Source organism: Flagellimonas taeanensis, assembly GCF_003584105.1.
Classification (GTDB): domain Bacteria; phylum Bacteroidota; class Bacteroidia; order Flavobacteriales; family Flavobacteriaceae; genus Flagellimonas; species Flagellimonas taeanensis.
The window spans coordinates 107,694-126,080 of sequence record NZ_QXFO01000005.1; the positions used below are offsets into that span (position 1 = coordinate 107,694).

At 46.2% G+C, this 18,387-nt stretch carries 19 protein-coding genes; 6 read left to right on the forward strand and 13 right to left on the reverse strand.

Annotated elements, in window-relative coordinates; translation table 11 throughout:
• Positions 1 to 7 precede the first annotated feature (7 nt).
• The 8 genes from gap to D2V93_RS00615 all read right to left on the reverse strand — a co-directional run bounded on the left by gap (position 8) and on the right by D2V93_RS00615 (position 6,574).
• Complete coding sequence (gene gap / locus D2V93_RS00580) at positions 8 to 1,018, reverse strand: type I glyceraldehyde-3-phosphate dehydrogenase (protein ID WP_119617964.1); 1,011 nt, start codon at positions 1,016 to 1,018, stop codon at positions 8 to 10.
• A 24-nt stretch (positions 1,019 to 1,042) separates the two neighbouring features.
• Positions 1,043 to 1,918, reverse strand: a complete 876-nt coding sequence (gene lipA, locus D2V93_RS00585) for a lipoyl synthase (protein WP_072879516.1) — start codon at positions 1,916 to 1,918, stop codon at positions 1,043 to 1,045.
• Positions 1,919 to 1,980: 62 nt separating this feature from the next.
• Entirely contained in the window at positions 1,981 to 2,541 is a 561-nt protein-coding gene (locus tag D2V93_RS00590) for an RNA polymerase sigma factor (RefSeq protein ID WP_072879518.1), read from the reverse strand.
• Between the two features lie 36 nt (positions 2,542 to 2,577).
• Positions 2,578 to 2,787, reverse strand: coding sequence for a membrane or secreted protein (locus D2V93_RS00595; protein ID WP_119617965.1), 210 nt, complete (start codon positions 2,785 to 2,787; stop codon positions 2,578 to 2,580).
• A gap of 57 nt (positions 2,788 to 2,844) precedes the next feature.
• Complete coding sequence (locus tag D2V93_RS00600; RefSeq protein ID WP_072879522.1) at positions 2,845 to 3,603, reverse strand: anti-sigma factor; 759 nt, start codon at positions 3,601 to 3,603, stop codon at positions 2,845 to 2,847.
• Positions 3,600 to 4,166 carry an RNA polymerase sigma factor gene (locus tag D2V93_RS00605; RefSeq protein WP_072879524.1) on the reverse strand — a complete coding sequence of 189 codons (567 nt, stop codon included), beginning with the start codon at positions 4,164 to 4,166 and terminating at the stop codon, positions 3,600 to 3,602. The genes D2V93_RS00600 and D2V93_RS00605 overlap by 4 nt, the downstream gene beginning before the upstream one ends.
• 201 nt (positions 4,167 to 4,367) lie before the next feature.
• Entirely contained in the window at positions 4,368 to 5,384 is a 1,017-nt protein-coding gene (gene murB / locus D2V93_RS00610) for a UDP-N-acetylmuramate dehydrogenase (protein ID WP_119617966.1), read from the reverse strand.
• Positions 5,381 to 6,574 (reverse strand): pyridoxal phosphate-dependent aminotransferase, encoded by a 1,194-nt coding sequence (locus D2V93_RS00615; protein ID WP_119617967.1) that lies wholly within the window; start codon positions 6,572 to 6,574, stop codon positions 5,381 to 5,383. Before D2V93_RS00615 ends, murB begins: the two co-directional genes overlap by 4 nt.
• Before the next feature lie 147 nt (positions 6,575 to 6,721).
• On the opposite strand from D2V93_RS00615, the gene D2V93_RS00620 reads away from it, so the two are divergent.
• On the forward strand, positions 6,722 to 8,062 hold the full coding sequence (locus D2V93_RS00620) for an aspartyl protease family protein (RefSeq protein ID WP_119617968.1): 1,341 nt from the start codon (positions 6,722 to 6,724) through the stop codon (positions 8,060 to 8,062).
• Between the two features lie 56 nt (positions 8,063 to 8,118).
• On the opposite strand, the gene D2V93_RS00625 is transcribed toward D2V93_RS00620, so the two are convergent.
• Entirely contained in the window at positions 8,119 to 8,505 is a 387-nt protein-coding gene (locus tag D2V93_RS00625) for a DUF1573 domain-containing protein (protein ID WP_409557881.1), read from the reverse strand.
• 197 nt (positions 8,506 to 8,702) lie between these two features.
• Between D2V93_RS00625 and D2V93_RS00630 the strand changes: the two genes are divergently transcribed.
• The 5 genes from D2V93_RS00630 (at position 8,703) to D2V93_RS00650 (ending at position 16,034) form a co-directional block, all read left to right on the forward strand.
• Positions 8,703 to 11,327, forward strand: coding sequence for a valine--tRNA ligase (locus D2V93_RS00630; RefSeq protein ID WP_119617969.1), 2,625 nt, complete (start codon positions 8,703 to 8,705; stop codon positions 11,325 to 11,327).
• Between the two features lie 97 nt (positions 11,328 to 11,424).
• Entirely contained in the window at positions 11,425 to 12,813 is a 1,389-nt protein-coding gene (locus tag D2V93_RS00635; protein ID WP_119617970.1) for a Gfo/Idh/MocA family protein, read from the forward strand.
• A gap of 7 nt (positions 12,814 to 12,820) precedes the next feature.
• The gene (locus D2V93_RS00640) at positions 12,821 to 13,873 is read left to right on the forward strand and encodes a GHMP family kinase ATP-binding protein (RefSeq protein ID WP_119617971.1); all 1,053 of its coding nucleotides are present in this window, start codon (positions 12,821 to 12,823) and stop codon (positions 13,871 to 13,873) included.
• Positions 13,874 to 13,878: 5 nt separating this feature from the next.
• Complete coding sequence (locus tag D2V93_RS00645; RefSeq protein WP_119617972.1) at positions 13,879 to 14,712, forward strand: sugar phosphate nucleotidyltransferase; 834 nt, start codon at positions 13,879 to 13,881, stop codon at positions 14,710 to 14,712.
• Between the two features lie 53 nt (positions 14,713 to 14,765).
• Positions 14,766 to 16,034: a sterol desaturase family protein gene (locus tag D2V93_RS00650; RefSeq protein ID WP_119617973.1), complete on the forward strand. Its 1,269-nt coding sequence runs from the start codon at positions 14,766 to 14,768 to the stop codon at positions 16,032 to 16,034.
• Here D2V93_RS00650 and D2V93_RS00655 read toward each other — a convergent pair.
• Genes D2V93_RS00655 through D2V93_RS00670 form a run of 4 tightly spaced genes read right to left on the reverse strand, consistent with a single transcriptional unit; the run spans position 16,031 to position 18,357 of the window.
• Positions 16,031 to 16,294, reverse strand: coding sequence for an acyl-CoA-binding protein (locus tag D2V93_RS00655; protein WP_072879533.1), 264 nt, complete (start codon positions 16,292 to 16,294; stop codon positions 16,031 to 16,033). The genes D2V93_RS00650 and D2V93_RS00655 overlap by 4 nt on opposite strands.
• Complete coding sequence (locus tag D2V93_RS00660) at positions 16,287 to 16,952, reverse strand: phosphatidylserine decarboxylase family protein (protein ID WP_119617974.1); 666 nt, start codon at positions 16,950 to 16,952, stop codon at positions 16,287 to 16,289. Before D2V93_RS00660 ends, D2V93_RS00655 begins: the two co-directional genes overlap by 8 nt.
• Complete coding sequence (locus tag D2V93_RS00665) at positions 16,942 to 17,745, reverse strand: phosphatidate cytidylyltransferase (protein ID WP_072879535.1); 804 nt, start codon at positions 17,743 to 17,745, stop codon at positions 16,942 to 16,944. The genes D2V93_RS00660 and D2V93_RS00665 overlap by 11 nt, the downstream gene beginning before the upstream one ends.
• A gap of 3 nt (positions 17,746 to 17,748) precedes the next feature.
• Positions 17,749 to 18,357: an LUD domain-containing protein gene (locus D2V93_RS00670; protein WP_119617975.1), complete on the reverse strand. Its 609-nt coding sequence runs from the start codon at positions 18,355 to 18,357 to the stop codon at positions 17,749 to 17,751.
• Between the last annotated feature and the right edge of the window lie 30 nt (positions 18,358 to 18,387).

Below are 18,387 nucleotides of genomic sequence, written 5' to 3' on the forward strand. Positions count from 1 at the left end.
CCTGAGGTCAAACGTAGTCTTTCTTTATAAGCAAAGCTATTAAATCGATAATTCTGGAGCAATATCCAGTTTCATTGTCATACCATCCGATAATCTTTACCATTTTGCCTATCACGGAGGTCATCAATGAATCAAACGTACAAGAATGATAACTATTGTTTATGTCGATGGAAACAATGGGGTCTTCGGTGTAATGCAGTATGTTTTTTAACTCATTTTCGGCATAGTCCTTAAAGGTAGCATTTATTTCGGCAATGGATGTTTCCCTTTTCACATTAAAGGTGATATCGGTAAGTGAACCATTGGGAACGGGTATTCTTATGCCGCATCCACCGATGACATTGGACAGTTCGGGGAAAATACCCGTCAGTGCCTTTGCTGCTCCGGTGGTCGTAGGGATGATGGATTGCGATGCTGCCCTGGCCCTTCTGAGGTCCCGGTGCGGGGCATCGTGGAGGTTTTGGTCCGAGGTAAAGGAATGTATCGTGGTGATATAGGCCTGTTCTATCCCACATAGTTCGTTGATGACCTTGATCATGGGGGCGGCATTGTTGGTAGTACAGGAGGCATTGGAGATGATGTGGTCTTCTGCCTCTATGTGTGATTCATTCACTCCTAACACTACCATTTTGATGGAGTCGTCTTCTGGGGGTACGGAAAGGATCACTTTTTTGGCCCCATTGGTCAAGTGATGCTGTAATTGCTCCCTTTTCTTGAATTTTCCGGTCGCTTCCACAACGAGGTCCACTTCAAGGCTCTTCCAGTCTATTTCTTTGGGGTGGTTTTGGTTCAATACCTGTACCTGTCGGCCATTTGCGATGATGGAGTTGCCCTCTGAACGGATATCCGCATCGAAGGTGCCATGTATGCTGTCGTATTTCAGCAAATGGGCCAAGGTTTTGGCATCGGCAAGGTCGTTGATGGCCACCACCTGAATGTTCGGGTGTTTTTCGAGGAGCCTGAAAAGGGTCCTGCCGATACGTCCAAAGCCGTTAATACCTATTCTGATGATTTTCATGATGGGATAGGGGAAGGTTAAGGACTAGTGAATGTGCTTGTGCGCTTTGTAGGATGAGCGGACCAAAGCCCCGCTCTCCACATGTCTGAAGCCCATTTCCAGTCCAATTTCCTCATATTTTTTAAACTGCTCGGGCAGGATGAACTGTTTTACGGGCAGGTGTTTTTTGGAGGGCTGCAAATATTGGCCAATGGTGACCACGTCCACATCCGCTCTTCTGAGGTCTTCCATGGTGGTGATCACTTCATGTTCCTCTTCCCCCAAGCCCAGCATAATACCCGATTTGGTGCGATTGGCCCCGTTCTTTTTCAGGTAGTTCAATACCTCGAGGCTTCTTTCATATTTAGCCTGTATACGTACTTCACGGGTGAGTCGCTTCACAGTTTCCATGTTGTGCGAAATGACCTCTGGAGCCACTTCGAGTATTCGGTCCAAGTGGGATTCAATTCCCTGAAAATCAGGAATCAATGTTTCCAAAGTGGTTTCCGGGTTCATCCTTCGTACCGCTTTTACGGTCTCTGCCCAGATGATGGATCCCATATCTTTTAGGTCGTCCCTGTCCACAGAGGTAAGCACGGCATGTTTGATGTTCATGATCTTGATGGACCGCGCCACTTTTTCGGGTTCTGCCCAGTCCACGCTTTCCGGTCTTCCCGTCTTCACCCCGCAAAATCCACAGGAGCGGGTACAGATGTTGCCCAAAATCATAAAGGTGGCCGTGCCCTCTCCCCAGCATTCGCCCATATTGGGGCAACTCCCGGAGGTGCATATGGTGTGGAGGTCGTACTTGTCCACAAGCCCCCTGAGCTGGGTATATTTTTTTCCCGTGGGAAGCTTTACCCTGAGCCATTTGGGCTTTCCTTTGGGAGGCTGTACGTTTTCCGCAACACTTGTGCTCATACAAAGAAATTTGATTTACAAAGATACGAAACTGGGAAGGAAAATGGAGTCGTTGGAACGGCTCACTTTTTTTTGATGATCTCGGCCAGGAGTTTTTTGGCGCGGAGCAATTTTACCTTGACATTGTTTACCGGTTCGTTGAGTTCCTTGGCAATGGCGGCATAGCTCAATTCGTTGAAATAGCGAAGGTTGATGACCTCTTGGTAGTGGGGCTTCAATTTTTTGATGTCCAACAGCAAATCGGCAAGGTTCTGTTCCGTGATCAAGCGGTCCTCCACCGTGGGGGTTTCGTCAAGAACTTTTTTTACGGCATCCCCTTGGGATTCCATTTCGTCCAAAAGGCTTCTTTTCCGCTTCCGGATGAGGTCCACATGCAGGTTTTTGGAGATGGCGATGAGCCAAGTCTTGAATTCGTAGGCATCATCGTAGGTGTCTATTTTGTCGAATGCGCGGGAAAAAGTGCGAATGGTGATGTCCTCCGCATCGTTCTCATTTTTGGTGCGGAGCAATTGAAAACCGTACACATCGTTCCAAAACGTATCCAAGAGTGTGCTGAAGGCAATTTGGTTTCCTTCCTTTGCCTTCTTTATAATGTTTTTGATGGAATCGTCGGTTTTTTCCAAAAATATGGCTTTGCCTAGAATATTATATTGATGGGATTATTGCAATCCGGGTACTGAGTCTCTTTTACATTCCTGTTCGTCGGGCATTTTCCCGCAAAATCCACAAGCCTCACCTTCTTTATTGAGAAAAGGGCTTTCGCTGGCACAGGTGCCTGCGAACTTCCCGTCTTTTTTGCCCCAAATCTTGATGGCTATCCCAGCGAATGCAAGTGCCAGCAGACCAATGGTCAATAGTGCTAACTTCATAATCCAACTTTTATGCAAAGGTACAAAATACCTGAATAAAAGGGTTGCTTTGGGCTATCAATATGTGATGTTGGCAACGATGTTCTCCACGGTGGGCGAAGTGTTCCCGCCTTCTGGCTCAATGGTGATATAGCCTATGGCCTTGTCGGCATAAGGAAGTGCAAGGAGCTTGTCCTTTTCATTGAACTGCTTGATCACCCCCAAGTTCACCAGTTCCCCGTTCACCTCGGCCCACATCTGGAAGCATTTGTTCTCAGGTAGCTGGGGAACATTGCTCACATTGATGTAAGAAAGTTTCTTTACCGGGTTGATATAGGCGATGGCCTTGAGTTCCTTGCCCTCTTTTTTACCATTGACCTGATATTTCTTGGTATCGGGGTTGTTGAGGACGATAAACTGGTTTCTCATGTCTTCCAGTTGGTTCTTCATGTCGTCCTCCAAGTATTTGATCTTGTTGGTGACCAGGGCATTTTCCTCTTGAAGGTTTTTGTTCTGGTTCCAGAAGAACAGGGATGCTCCCGCAAAGACCATTATTGCCACGCTGGCGGCAATGGCATACCTGAAGAAGCTTCTGCTGACCATTCTTTCCTTACGGGCACTGCTCAAGATGATTTCCTTAAGGCCCTCAGGGGTTTTCCTTGCATACATTTTTGCAAAGGTTTCCAGATTTTTCTGGAGCTCATCATAGGTTTCCCTCACTTCGGGATACATGGCGATGTACCTTTCCACTTGTTGGGATTCTTCTTTTGAAGTGTGTCCCAATAGGTATTTTTCCAGTGAGTCGGATTCTAGAAATATTTTAACTTTTTCTTTCATGACAATAGATTTAAAACGATGAGCAAGGCCATTGTTGTGCCGTAGATCTTTCCAAGTTCCCTAAGTCCGATTTTCAGTCTGGATTTGATGGTGCCCAAGGGGATATCCAGTTCCTCACTTGCCTCTTGTTGCGTCATTCCCTCAAAAAATAGGGCTTCCAAAACTATTCTGTACTTGGGTTCTATCTTATCCAAGTTTTCTTGGATGTCCAGATGCTCGGGGCTAATGCCACTCACTCCAAGATTATATACGTCTGAAACGTCGATTTGGACTTCCTTGCTCGCTTTATTGTTCACACTTCGCAGTTTGTCGATGGCCGTGTTCCTGGTAATGCGGAACAACCAAGTGAACAGCTTGGCTTTTGAGGCATCGTAAGAGTCGGCTTTTTTCCAGATTTTGATGAAACTTTCTTGGAGCACATCTTGGGCAAGATCATCGTCCTTGACCACTTTGTGGGCCACCCCATAAAGCGTATCCCCATAGTTTTCATACAGTAGGGCAATGGCCCTATCATCCTTTTCTGCCAGTAGTGAAACAATGTGTTTCTCAATCAATGTGCTCATTTACGATGCTTTGGGTATTTTTTTTGGGACAAAAAATCTAAAATAGGATTTATATCGTACATACTACAACGCTAAGGTAGAAAAAGCATTACTTGTTAGCGTTGGATTGAGCAAGAAAAAGGGGTAAAAACCCTATACGATATATACAATTTTGGTTAGTTTGGTTTGGTATAACCCCCGTTATTGGTTTCAATGCGGGGGTTATTTTATGATGTTCACTTCGGGATGGATGTTTATCCCAAAGTTTTTCTGTACTTCCTTTTGTATGTTCTCGGCCAGTTGCAGGATTTCTTTCCCGGTGGCGTTTCCATAATTCACCAACACAAGGGCCTGTTTTTCATGCACCCCGGCATCCCCGAAACGCTTTCCCTTGAACCCGCTCTGCTCTATGAGCCATCCTGCCGGTATTTTGTACTGATCATCATCCAGTTCATAAAAAGGGGCTTTGGGATGTGACTTGATGAACTTGTCGAACTTTTTTTTCGAGATCACGGGGTTTTTGAAAAAACTACCGCTGTTGCCCAGTTCCTTGGGGTCGGGCAATTTGCTTTGTCGAATGGCTATCACTGCATTGGAAATGTCCCTGATAGTGGGGTACACGATGCCATTGTTCTTGAGCTCTTCCTCAATGGCGCCATAACCTGTGTGCAGCACGTGGTCTTTTTTGGTCAATCTGAGGTTTACGGAGGTGATAATGTATTTGTTCTTGGCCCCGTTCTTAAAAATGGAATCCCTGTACCCAAATTCACAATTTTCCTTATCGAAAGCGACCAATTCACCGGTTTCCACATCCATTGCGGTGCAGCTTACAAAGATGTCTTTCAGTTCCACACCATAAGCGCCAATGTTCTGTATGGGTGCAGTCCCCACATTGCCAGGGATAAGGGATAGATTTTCCAGCCCGCCATACCCCCTGTCCAAGCTCCACATGACCAGATTGTGCCAATTTTCACCGGCCATGGCCTTGATTTCAACGGTTTCCCCATTTTCTTCGGTGATGGAGATGCCCTTCAGGGCGATGTGCATCACAAGGGCATCAATGTCCTTGGTGAGCAACATATTGCTTCCTCCACTGATGATGAACCTTTTGGGATATGCCGTCAGCTCCAGTACCTTTTGTAGCTGTGCCAATCCGGTTATCTCCACAAAAAAGCGTGCCTTTACATCAATACCAAAGGTATTGTAGCTCTTGAGGGATATGTTCTCCTGTATGGTCACTTGGTGTTGTACTCCTTTAAGGCCCTGCCCAAAATGTGGACGGCCTTTACAAGTTGCTCTTTTTTCAGGACATAGGCAATCCTGATCTGGTTTTTTCCCAATCCGGGAGTGGCGTAAAAGCCTGCTGCCGGGGCTACCATGACCGTGTTTCCGTCCAGTTCAAATTTTTCCAACAACCACTGCGCAAAATCATCGGCATCGGCAATGGGCAATTCCACCACACAATAAAAAGCGCCTTGCGGCACGGCCACTTTTACACCTTCCAATTGTTGGAGCTCGGAGATGAGTACGTTTCTACGGGAAACATATTCTTCAATGACATCATCAAAGTAGTCTTGGGGGGTTTCCAATGCGGCCTCGCTGGCTATCTGGGCAAAAGTAGGGGGGGACAACCTCGCTTGGGCAAATTTCAATGCGGTCTGGATGACTTCCCTGTTCTTGGAAACGATACATCCGATGCGTGCCCCGCACATGCTGTACCTTTTGGAAACGGAATCCACCACAATGGCGTGTTCTTCTAGGCCATTGACCTGCAAAATGGAATAGTGTTGTCTTCCTTCATAGGTGAACTCGCGATAGACCTCGTCCGCAATAAGGAAAAGGTCGTGCTTCTTCACCAAGGTGGCCAGTTGTTCTATTTCTTCCTTACTATAAAGGTATCCTGTAGGGTTCCCTGGATTACAGATCAGGATGGCCTTCGTCTGTGGGGTGATGAGTTTTTCGAATTCAGCGATGGGGGGGAGGGCAAAATTGGTATCGATGGAAGAGGCAATGGGCACCACCTTTACTCCTGCTGCAGTGGCAAAACCATTGTAGTTGGCATAAAAGGGTTCCGGGATGATGATCTCGTCCTCGGCATCCATGATGGTTCCCATGGCAAAGGAAAGGGCTTCCGAGCCTCCCGTGGTCACGATAATGTCCTTGGCGGTGACGCGGATGTCCTTTTTTTCATAATAGGCCGCTATCTTTTCCCGATAGGTTTCCGAACCTTCGGTCATGCTGTAGGCCAAAACCTCAATTTTATGGTTCCGGACAGCATCCAAAGCCACTTTCGGGGTCTTGATGTCAGGTTGACCTATATTCAGGTGGATGACGTGGATCCCTCTCTTCTTTGCAGCTTCGGCATAGGGGACCAATTTTCGGATCGGGGAGGCAGGCATTTGCCTTCCTTTTTCGGAGATACTTGGCATGTGCTAAATTTTAGGCAAAAATGGGAAAACCAGCATTTGAAAACAACACATTGCAGGTTTATTTATCTGTTGTCCAAAATGTTAAAATAAGGTAAACGAATCGTCTTATTTTGTATATTTAATATGTACAATCGACTAGAATTAAGAATGTTGGGAAAAAAACTTGCTTTTTTTGTGTTTCTTGTGATGGTGCCCTTGTTGGTTTTGGCGCAGGGATATTTCTTGCCCAAAGGACAAAAGTTCGAGAAAATCAAGTTTGAGCTGATCAACAATCTCATCATCATCCCTGTGGAGATCAATGGGGCCGAGCTTACCTTCATTTTGGACTCTGGGGTCAGCAAACCTATCCTGTTCAACCTTTCCCAATCCGATTCCATACCCATCAACAATGTGTCCGAAGTCACCATCAGAGGCCTTGGGACTGGGGAACCTATGAAAGCACTTAGTTCAAAATCCAACATCTTTCGACTTGGGGATGTGCGGAATTTTTCTCAAGACCTTTATGTGGTATTGGACAGGGAAATCAATTTTTCCACCTCTTTGGGGATACCGGTCCATGGAATAATGGGCTATGACCTCTTCAAGGATTTTATCATGGAGGTGAATTATGGTTCGCGCACCATAAAACTCCACAACCCTCAGCTGTACAAACACAAAGAAAAAAAGAATTCACAGACACTTCCCATTATCATTCAGGGCAACAAGGCCTATATGGAAGGAACGGTACTGATGAAGGACACGGCCAATATTCCCGTCAAACTGCTCGTGGACACAGGTAGTAGTGATGCCCTGTGGCTGTTCCAAGAACCAGAGAAGGGACTGGATATACCGGAAAAAAACTATGAGGATCATCTGGGTAGGGGACTCAGCGGGGATATTTTTGGAAAACGGAGCAAAATAAATGGGGTCAAAATAGGAGGGTTTGAATTGAAGGAAGCCAAAGTGGCCTTTCCGTATTGGGAATCCTTTGCCGCATTGGAAAATCTGGGCGACCGTAATGGCAGTGTGGGAGGGGAAATCCTAAAACGGTTCAACATTATCTTTGATTATACTCGCGGATTGGTCACCCTAAAAAAGAACGGTAACTTTAAAGAGCCTTTTCAATACAATCTGGCAGGAATTCAACTCCAGCACAACGGACTGCGGTACATTGCCGAAAGTATTGCCGGGTCCGGCGGAATTGTAAAAGATGACGACTCTACCTTTGGGAATGTCCAAATCCTATTGGAGAACAAGACCAGGCTCAGTTTGGTGCCGGAGATCATTGTGTCTGGTATTAGGGCCGGAAGCCCAGCTGCAGAGGCCGGACTGCGTGAGGGGGATGTTATTTTGGCCGTCAATGGAAAGAGCATCCACCGATATAAGCTACAGGAAATCCTCAAAATGATGAACGAAAAAGAAGGTAAGCGCATCAAAGTTCATATCGAGAGATACAACAAGGACCTCATGTTCTCCTTTGTGCTCAAGAAGGTCTTCGATGATGACTAAAAAAATCCCCGAAAAACAATCGCTTTCCGGGGATAGGGTCATAATTTTCTTTTTACTTACTTAGCTCCTGGGCCGTTTACATTCCCTTTTATTTTTAGAACCTTGGTAGGAGTGTCCGCATTCGAGGTCACCGTAATGGCCTTTCTGATGGGGCCTACCCTGTTGGTATCATATTTCACCTCTATCTTCCCAGTTTTTCCAGGCATGATAGGTTCTTCAGGCTTTTTGGGGATGGTGCAACCACAGCTTGATTTTACGCTGCTGATCACCAATGGAACATTCCCGGTATTGGTAAATTCAAATACCCGGACACCGTCGCTTCCCTTTTCAATTTCACCGTAATCGATGGTCTCGCTCTTAAATTCAATCTTAGCAGTTTCCTGGGCATATATCCCTAAAGATAGAAGCCCGACAAACAGCATGAGTACAGTTTTTTTCATCATTTTTGGTTTTTGGGTGAATTTCAAATGTAGATGTTTTGTCACCTGCATCCAAAATTCTTTTGTTATGTAATAACGTTACTTATTTTTGTTTCGTATTTCTGGATTGGCTTCCATCAGGAGAATTGCATTAAATTAACATTGTGTTTCCCTTCAATAAAGACCAATCCATAGCCATTTAACAAAAACTGTACCGAAAAATGGAGATTCCATCAAAATATGAACCCCAAAGGGTTGAAGGGCACTGGTATGCCTACTGGACGGAGCATGGATATTTTAGTTCAAAACCAGATGAAAGGGAGCCCTATACCATCGTGATTCCCCCACCAAACGTGACCGGGGTACTGCACATGGGACATATGCTCAACAATACCATCCAAGATGTTTTGATACGAAGAGCAAGACTTTTGGGCAAAAATGCCTGTTGGGTGCCAGGAATGGACCACGCTTCCATTGCCACGGAGGCCAAAGTGGTCGCCAAATTAAAGGATGAGGGCATCAACAAAGCCAACCTATCCAGGGATGAATTCCTAAAACATGCCTGGGACTGGACAAACCAGTATGGTGGTGTTATTCTTCAGCAGTTGAAAAAGTTAGGTTGTTCTTGTGATTGGGACCGAACCAAGTTCACCATGGATGACGATATGTCAGCCTCGGTAATCAAAGTTTTTGTGGATTTGTACAATAAAGGGTTGGTTTACAGGGGGTACCGAATGGTGAATTGGGATCCAGAGGCCAAGACCACCTTGTCCGATGAAGAGGTCATCTATGAGGAAAGACAGGGAAATCTGTATTATTTGGCCTATACCATAGAAGGTTCCGACGAAAAAGTGACCATTGCGACCACCCGCCCGGAGACCATTTTGGGTGATACCGCGATATGCATCAACCCCAATGACGAAAGATATCATCACCTCCGCGGCAAAAAGGCCATTGTGCCCATCTGTGGTCGTGTGATTCCCATCATTGAGGATGACTATGTGGATATGGAATTCGGGACCGGGTGCCTTAAAGTGACCCCGGCCCACGATGAGAATGATAAAAACCTTGGGGACAAACACAATTTGGAGGTCATCGATATTTTCAATGAAGATGCGAGCCTCAACTCCTTTGGACTTCACTACGAAGGAAAGGATCGTTTTGTGGTCCGAAAGGAAATTGCGAAGGAGTTGGAAGAAAAAGGCTATTTGGTCAAAGTGGAGCAGCACATGAACAAAGTGGGCACTTCGGAACGGACCAAAGCGGTCATTGAGCCCCGACTATCCGATCAATGGTTCCTGAAAATGGAAGAATTGGCCAAACCGGCCCTCGAAGGTGTGCTGGAAACGAATGATATCAAACTATATCCATCCAAATTTGACAACACTTATCGCCATTGGATGGAAAATATCCGTGATTGGAACATTTCGCGCCAGTTGTGGTGGGGACAGCAGATTCCGGCTTACTATTATGGCGATGGGAAGGATGATTTTGTGGTTGCTGAAACGCCTGAAGAAGCACTTAAACTAGCGCAATCCAAAAATCCAGCAGTCCAACAATCGGACCTACGCCAGGACCCAGACGTACTCGACACTTGGTTTTCCTCATGGCTGTGGCCCATCAGCGTGTTTGGTGGCATTTTGGAACCGGACAATGAAGAGGTGGACTATTATTACCCGACCAACGATCTGGTCACTGGCCCCGATATCTTGTTTTTCTGGGTGGCCCGTATGATCATGGCCGGATATGAGTACCGCGGAAAACGACCATTTGAAAATGTATACCTGACCGGATTGGTTCGGGACAAACAACGCAGGAAAATGTCCAAATCGTTGGGAAATTCGCCCGATGCGTTAAAATTAATCGAGGATTTTGGGGCCGACGGCGTTCGTGTGGGACTGCTCTTGAGCTCAGCCGCGGGCAACGATCTGTTGTTCGATGAGGCACTTTGCCAACAAGGTTCCAACTTTGCCAACAAGATTTGGAACGCTTTCCGGTTGATAAGAGGATGGGAGGTTGCCGATATTCCACAACCTGAAGCAGCAAAAGTAGGAGTGGATTGGTACAGGGCCAAGTTTGACCAAACGTTGGTGGAAATAGAGGACCATTTTTCCAAATATCGCATTTCCGATGCCCTGATGGCCATCTATAAATTGGTATGGGACGATTTCTGTTCCTGGTTGTTGGAAATTGTGAAACCGGATTACCAGAAGCCCATCGATAGGGCAACATTTGATGCGGTCATACAGCTATTTGAAGAAAATTTGAAGCTGCTGCACCCATTCATGCCATTTTTGACCGAAGAAGTCTGGCAACACATTGCGGAGCGAACCCCGGAAGAAGCGTTGATTGTGTCCCAATGGCCAAAACCTGGTAAAGTGGATATAACACTCATCAACGGATTTGATTTCGCTGCCGAGGTGATCTCTGGTATAAGGACCATCCGAAAGGAAAAGAGCATTCCCCAAAAAGATGCCTTGGAACTTTTCATGATGAACACGGAAGGAGTGGACAATCAAATGGATGCCATTATTCGGAAGTTGGGGAACCTGTCCAAATTTGAGGTTGCAAACGCCAGTTTGGATGGTGCACTGACCTTTAGGGTGAAGAGCAACGAGTATTTCATTCCCATCAGTGGGGCCATCGATGTGGAGGCGGAGATTGCAAAAATCAAGGAAGAACTTAATTATACTAAAGGCTTTTTGAAATCGGTGCAAGGGAAATTGAGCAACGAACGCTTTGTGAACAATGCGCCTGAACAGGTGGTGGCCATCGAACGAAAAAAAGCTGCCGATGCCGAGGCCAAGATAGAGACTTTGGAAAAAAGCTTGGCCAGTTTACAATAACCTTTGGTTATTTGTACGATTTTTGAAAAGGGAAGCCAGCTTCCCTTTTTATTTTTTTTACTTTGGAATGGATTAGAACCAACACCCTTTATTGCCCATGAAAAACCTCAATAGAAGAAGTTTTATTCAAAAAACTTCCTTAACGGCTGCAGCTGTGGCGATTGCACCCAATTATTTGCGTGCAGCATCCGAAAGACCCATTTCATCAGCCTATATGGGCGGTTTTTCCGCTCCAAAGATTGCCAAGGTCCGTGCCGCCTTCATAGGGGTAGGGGCCAGGGGAGGTACTCACGCCAAGTTCTTTGCAGCCTTGGAAGGTACGGAAGTTGTTGCCATTTGTGACCTCTACGAAGATTTAGTAAAGGAAAAGACGCAGTGGGTAAAAGAAGCAGGCGGGTCAAACAAGCATAAAAACATAGCGCAATATTGGGGGGATGAAAACCAATGGCGAAAAATGTTGCAGGAGGTACGGCCAGATGTGGTCTTCATTGCCACCAACTGGGTGAACCATGCCCCTATGGCCATCGGAGCCATGGAGCAGGGTGCCCATGCCTTTGTGGAGGTTCCCATCGCATTGACCATCCAGGAAATGTGGGACATTGTGGACACCAGTGAGCGTACCCAAAAACATTGTATGATGTTGGAAAACGTGAACTACAGTCGTGATGAACTCATGTTTTTGAACATGTGCCGGCAAGGGGTGATCGGTGAGATTTTACATGGTGAGGCCGCCTATATCCATGAATTGCGGTGGCAGATGGAAGAACAGGAAAGGGGAACCGGTTCTTGGCGCACCCATCATTATGCCAAAAGAAATGGGAACCTATATCCGACCCACGGCTTGGGACCTGTTGCCCAATACATGAATTTGGCCCGAGGAGAGGATACCTTTGGCAGTCTAGTTTCCTTCTCCACCCCATCAAGGGGCCGGGAGCTCTATGCGGAAAAGAACTATCCAAAAGACCATAAATGGAACCAATTGGAGTTCAAGGGTGGGGATTTGAACACTTCCATCATCAAAACGAATTTGGGAAGGACCATTATGGTGCAATGGGACGAAACCAGTCCCAGACCCTATTCCAGATTGAACTTGATCCAGGGTACCAAAGGTACATTGGCCGGATTTCCGACCCGTGTCGCACTTGAAGGAGGCGTTGAGGGGTTGACCAAGGACCATCATTCTTGGGTGCAGGGCGAGCAATTGGAAAAATTATATGAGAAATACGATCACCCACTATACAAAAGGTTGAATGAAGCTGCCAAGGGCAGTGGACATGGCGGAATGGATGGGATTATGGTCTATCGTATCGTGGAATGCCTCCAAAAAGGACTTCCCTTGGACCAAAACGTCTATGAAGGTTGTCTCTGGAGTGCCGTTTCGCCATTGAGTGAACGCTCCGTGGCCAGTGGGGGCGCTCCACAACCCTTTCCTGATTTTACAAGGGGCAGCTGGAAAGAAACCGTGCCCTTGGACATTATAAGCTGACCATCACATGATTCAAATACAAGTTCCGGCACGTATCTGCTTTTATGGGGACCATCAAGATTATTTGGGACTTCCGGTAATTGCAGGTGCCATAGATCGATATATCAACATAACGGCCCGGCCCAATGCCGAAGGAAAATTTGTTCTGAAACTCCTTGATCTGGGAGAAGAAGACTTCATTGCCTTGGACGATGACCTAAAAAATGTCCGGCCCGGTGATTTTTTCCGTTCGGCCATGGCCGTTTTGAAGAATGAAGGGTTTCGTTACAGGCAAGGCTATACCGTCGAAATCTCGGGGAATATTCCGGTAAATGCAGGTCTTTCCAGTTCCTCGGCCTTGTTGGTGGCCTGGATTCGTTTTTTGGTGGCCATCAATGTTAAATTGGATGAAACAACCGATTTTCAAGTAGGTAGATGGGCCTATGAAGCCGAAGTAGTTTTCTTCGATTCCCCAGGCGGATTGATGGACCAATATACCATTGCGCAGCGCGGTTTGCTCTACATCGATACAGAAAGTGGAAAAAGTGAACGGTTGGTGGGGAACATGGGACAATTGCTGGTGGCGGAATCGGGCTTGGCCAAAAAGACCCTCGAAGTGCTCAAGAATGCCCGTGTCTATGCCCAAAACGCGGTCGATGCCGTGAAAAGGAGCCATCCCGAATTTGTTTTGAAGGAATCTGTGTTGGGCGATTATCAAAAATACCTGGAATCGGTTCCCAATGAATTTCAGGACCATTGGTATGCGGCCATCCATAACTATCAAATCACCCTCGAAGCCAAGGAGGAGTTGCAAAAGGAACTGCCCGACCTTCAAAAATTGGGGGATTTGATGAACAGTCACCAAAAAATCCTTCAGGAACAGATCCAGAATACTCCCGCTGAAATGGTGCGGATGATGGAAGCAGCCAGAAGGGCAGGGGCCATTGGGGCAAAAACCATAGGTTCTGGCGGTGGTGGCTGTATGGTGGCCATGGTCACTGGCGATGTCAAGGAAAAAGTACGGGAAGCGTTTCTGAATGCCGGTGCCAAAGCAGTGTACGAAGTTGAAATAACAGCATAACGAAGATGGAAAACAATAGTTTGGTGATCATGGTAGGAGGGGCTTCGTCCCGAATGAAAAGAAGTCTGTCATCAGATCGGGAAAACAAGGGTGTGATGGATCACATTCCGCATAAAAGCCTTATTCCCGTTGGAAAAAACGGAAAGCCTTTTTTGTTTTATCTGGTCAGGAATGCCAAGGAGGCGGGTTATGAAAACCTCTATTTGATCACCAGTCCTGGGAATAAGGCTTTCAAAAACCTAGTGGACGAAGGTGGTTTGCCATCTGGACTGCAGGTGTTCATAGCCATTCAACAAGTCCCCGGGGAAAGGGAAAAGCCCTTGGGCACGGCGGATGCACTTCAGCAATGTTTGGACCAATATCCAGTGCTCAAAAATTCCACTTTCACGGTCTGCAACGGGGACAATTTGTATTCCGTAGGGGCCCTCAAAGATTTGAGGGGTGAAAGAAAAGCAGCCAATGCACTTATCAGCTATGCCAGTTCCGGATTTGAGTTTACGGACGAGCGTATCTCGAAATTTGCGGTCATGGATATTTCCGAAGATGGTTTTTTGAAGAAAATTATTGAAAAACCGTCCGCACAGGAGATTCCCAATTATATGGATGATACAGGGGAACTCAGGGTGAGTATGAACATTTTCAGTTTTTACGGCACGGACATCTATCCCTATTTGCAAAATTGTCCCCTAGATCCGGTCCGGGACGAGAAGGAGTTGCCCAAGGCTGTAGGCAATTTGGTGGTGGACGACCCACAAAGTGTGCTCTGTATTCCACGTTTGGAACACATTCCGGACCTGACCGATGCCAACGATATCCAATTATTCAAAAATTTGGAGTAACTTCATGGTGCACAGCCCCATACTTGCAGCGAGTAAAATTTTAAACTTTTGGAATGGAATCGTATGCAACGGCATTGTTATATGCCACTCCCTTTTTTATAGGTCTGGTACTTTTCGAAGTGCTCTACGGCCGTTTTGTGAAAAACCAGAAGCACAACTTGATGGATACCGTGAGCAGCCTCAGCTCTGGATTGACCAATGTGGTAAAAGATTCTTTGGGGCTTGTACTCGTCTTGGTCAGCTATCCATTTTTATTGGAACATTTGGCGCTTACCGAGATCAAGGCAAGTTGGCTGGTCTGGGTGGTGGCCTTCATAGTGCTTGATTTTGCGGGGTATTGGAACCATCGGCTCAGCCACCACATCAATTTTTTCTGGAACCAGCATGTCATTCACCACAGCAGTGAAGAATTCAATCTGGCCTGTGCCCTTCGGCAGCCCATTTCCAATCTTTTGGGCTATTATGCGCTGCTGTTGATCCCTGCTGCTCTTCTTGGAGTTCCGCATGAGGTCATCGCTGTTTTGGCGCCCATCCATCTTTTTGCCCAGTTTTGGTACCATACCCAACATATCGGAAAAATGGGATGGTTGGAGTACGTGATCGTTACCCCTTCGCAGCATCGGGTTCATCATGCCATCAACAAGGAATACATCGACAAGAACCTAGGGCAGATATTTTGCATTTGGGACAGGATGTTCGGAACATTCCAGGAGGAGTTGGATGAGGTACCGCCCCAATATGGTGTCTTGAAACCTGCCAACACGTGGAATCCCATCATCATCAATTTTCAGCATTTGTGGCGACTTATGAAGGATGCATGGCGGACCAAGAGTTATTGGGACAAACTGAGGATTTGGTTCATGCCCACTGGGTGGCGACCTGCGGATGTGAAGGAATCCCATCCGGTGGAAATCATTGAGGATGTCTATAATTTCGAGAAATACAGGCCTGAAGCATCCAACTCGCTCAAGGCATATGCATTGTTCCAATTAATATTGACCACAGTTCTGATGCTCTTTATGTTCTACAACTATTCCAATATAGGTTTTGATGGACTTTTGCTGTTCGGGGGCTTTGTTTTTGTCGGGGTCTATGGGTACACGACCTTGATGGACCGAAAAAAATATGCTGTCTGGATCGAAGTGTTCCGGGGAGTGGCGGGGCTGGCCTTGATTTTCTTCACCAAGGATTGGTTCGGGATCGATTCTTTTTTGCCAATGGCCAGTTATTCAGTGGCAATCTATTTTTTGATCACCATTTTTGGTGGGGTCTATTTCACCTATTTTGAAAGGCCATATGAGGCGACCAATTTGGCGTCTTAAAGTGTCCTTATTTCCGAATTGACAAGTTCAATGTATTTTTCCATGGCCTCTTTTCGGCCCATGTTCTTTGCTTGAAACAATGCATTGGCCTTAAAGGCATTGATCAATGGTGTCCTGCTGCCTGGATTGTCAAAATTTCGGTTGGCAATCTTGAAGTAGGCATACAGTTTCAATAGAAGATCCGCGGGCAAGGGCTCGGTGTAGTCGTTTACAAAGGCCACTGCCTCATCAAATTTTTTATGTAAAGCTTCGTCAATCATCTTCTCTTCTTACAGATGCAATACAGGTTTTGGCCCCGGTCACTTTTTGGTTCAGTTTTACGGTGATGTTGCAATTCAAGGGCAATAAAAGATCTACCCTTGATCCAAACTTGATGAAGCCGGCATCTTCACCCTGCGTTACTTGTTCGCCCTCTTCCGCATAATTGACAATACGCCTCGCCATGGCACCGGCAATCTGTCGGTACCCGATCTCGCCGAATTTAGGGGTATGTAGAACTACAGTGGTACGTTCGTTCTCGGTACTGGATTTGGGGTGCCAGGCCACCAAATATTTCCCAGGATGGTATTTGGAATAGGTTACGGTCCCGCTGGCTGGGTATCGGGTGACATGCACGTTTACGGGTGACATGAAAATGGAGACCTGTCTTCTCCGTTCCTTAAAATATTCAGGTTCGTCCACTTCCTCTATGACCACGACCTTGCCGTCCACAGGTGCCAAGATCTCATCAAAGTTGGGTGTCACGGGTCTTTTGGGGTTCCTGAAAAACTGGAGGATGGCGATCAGGATAAAAAGGGCGGCAATCTGTATGGTGAACCGGGCCCATTCCACATCTATCAAATACTGTGCGGCGAATATGGCGGCGACCACAAGAAAAAAAGTAAAAATGACTATTTTTTGACCCTCTTTATGAAACATAGGAGAAAATATTAAGTATCAAATATGCAAATGGTGAAGCAAACACCAAGCTGTCCAATCGGTCCCAAACCCCACCATGACCGGGAAGGATGGCACCACTGTCCTTCACTCCCGCCATACGTTTGAATTTGGATTCCAATAAATCGCCAAGGCTTCCCGCAACCACGATCAGGGTGGCCATTGCCATCCATTCCATTAAACTAAGTTTGGTTTCGTACCAAGATAGGATGTATGCGGCCACCAGTGCAAAAATAAGACCTCCTACAGAACCTTCAATGGTTTTTTTTGGGGAAACTGCAGGGAACAATTTTGTTCTGCCCAAGGCCCTCCCCACCAAATAGGCAAAAGTATCGTTGACCCAGATCAGGATAAAGATACCCATGATCAAAAATTGGGCAAAGGCATCATCCTTATAGGGGATCATAGTCAGGAAGATACATCCGCCACCAATGTAGAAAACGGCAATGATGAATTTTTGGAGCTCAGTGAACTCTCTTGGTCTTTTGGAGAAAAGAAAGGCGAGAAGCGCCAAGTCCACCGTTATGGTCAGTAGCATGAGAAGGGTAACCAGTGCACCGTCCCGAACAAGATAAATGAATATCCACCACAACGCCAGATAGGCTATAAAGATATAGTATCCCTTAAGCTTTACGATCCGTTTGAATTCGTACAGGCAAGCCAGTCCAAAAGCCATGAAGAGGAAGTCAAAGGCATCCGAACTTAAAAAAACCGCTCCCAAGAGAAGCACCACATAGATGACCCCCGTTATGGAGCGCCTTAAAATTTCTTTCATGTACTAGTAGTCTTCCAGGAGTAAAAGATAGACATTTTTTGAGGCACTTCCATAGGAAAGGAAATCGTCCTTGTTCTCCGGTGTGGGTTGAAAATGCTTTAGTGTGGTGATATTGTTGGGAATATCTTTTCTATATTTTTCCTTGATGATCTTGAGTGCCCCGCTGATGGAGTCCACCAACTGACTGGTGGTGGCAAACACGATCAAGTTGGAGGGGAGTTCGTCCAATTTCTTTTCCTTGATCTGGTTGGAGCACACCAAAATGGAGCCGTTGTGGGCGACAAGGTGTTCGCAGGTGGTGAAGAAAATATCACTTTCCTGCCTTTTGTCGGTAAATTCAAGTTTTTCTGAGGCAAAGCGGCTCTCCAGTCTGGGATTGAGGGAGTAAAGCATATGGTTTTGCCAGTCGTTCTCCGAAATGATATTTTTCAACGCTTCGGATATTTCTGAAAAATCCTCGCAATAGATGAACTTGCCCCCGTTTTTCTTGAAATAGATCGTAAACTTTTCGTCAATGGGAATTTTCAGATCGGGCATATGGTCTCCACGGGTTTCCAAAGTTTCCTTGGAAACCTTTTTTCCTCCTCCGAAAATCTTCTTAAAAACTCCCATTTAACGTATCGAGTGCATTTTTCCTATTTC

Excerpts from the sequence above, each read along its gene's own strand:
- lipA (WP_072879516.1), bottom strand. The coding sequence starts at position 1,918 with ATGAGCACAAGTGTTGCGGAAAACGTACAGCCTCCCAAAGGAAAGCCC.
- D2V93_RS00620 (WP_119617968.1), top strand. The coding sequence starts at position 6,722 with ATGTTGGGAAAAAAACTTGCTTTTTTTGTGTTTCTTGTGATGGTGCCC.
- D2V93_RS00630 (WP_119617969.1), top strand. The coding sequence starts at position 8,703 with ATGGAGATTCCATCAAAATATGAACCCCAAAGGGTTGAAGGGCACTGG.
- gap (WP_119617964.1), bottom strand. The coding sequence starts at position 1,018 with ATGAAAATCATCAGAATAGGTATTAACGGCTTTGGACGTATCGGCAGG.
- D2V93_RS00600 (WP_072879522.1), bottom strand. The coding sequence starts at position 3,603 with ATGAAAGAAAAAGTTAAAATATTTCTAGAATCCGACTCACTGGAAAAA.
- D2V93_RS00660 (WP_119617974.1), bottom strand. The coding sequence starts at position 16,952 with ATGTTTCATAAAGAGGGTCAAAAAATAGTCATTTTTACTTTTTTTCTT.
- D2V93_RS00650 (WP_119617973.1), top strand. The coding sequence starts at position 14,766 with ATGGAATCGTATGCAACGGCATTGTTATATGCCACTCCCTTTTTTATA.
- D2V93_RS00635 (WP_119617970.1), top strand. The coding sequence starts at position 11,425 with ATGAAAAACCTCAATAGAAGAAGTTTTATTCAAAAAACTTCCTTAACG.
- D2V93_RS00595 (WP_119617965.1), bottom strand. The coding sequence starts at position 2,787 with ATGAAGTTAGCACTATTGACCATTGGTCTGCTGGCACTTGCATTCGCT.
- D2V93_RS00670 (WP_119617975.1), bottom strand. The coding sequence starts at position 18,357 with ATGGGAGTTTTTAAGAAGATTTTCGGAGGAGGAAAAAAGGTTTCCAAG.
- D2V93_RS00665 (WP_072879535.1), bottom strand. The coding sequence starts at position 17,745 with ATGAAAGAAATTTTAAGGCGCTCCATAACGGGGGTCATCTATGTGGTG.
- D2V93_RS00655 (WP_072879533.1), bottom strand. The coding sequence starts at position 16,294 with ATGATTGACGAAGCTTTACATAAAAAATTTGATGAGGCAGTGGCCTTT.
- D2V93_RS00605 (WP_072879524.1), bottom strand. The coding sequence starts at position 4,166 with ATGAGCACATTGATTGAGAAACACATTGTTTCACTACTGGCAGAAAAG.
- D2V93_RS00640 (WP_119617971.1), top strand. The coding sequence starts at position 12,821 with ATGATTCAAATACAAGTTCCGGCACGTATCTGCTTTTATGGGGACCAT.
- D2V93_RS00645 (WP_119617972.1), top strand. The coding sequence starts at position 13,879 with ATGGAAAACAATAGTTTGGTGATCATGGTAGGAGGGGCTTCGTCCCGA.
- D2V93_RS00615 (WP_119617967.1), bottom strand. The coding sequence starts at position 6,574 with ATGCCAAGTATCTCCGAAAAAGGAAGGCAAATGCCTGCCTCCCCGATC.
- D2V93_RS00625 (WP_409557881.1), bottom strand. The coding sequence starts at position 8,505 with ATGATGAAAAAAACTGTACTCATGCTGTTTGTCGGGCTTCTATCTTTA.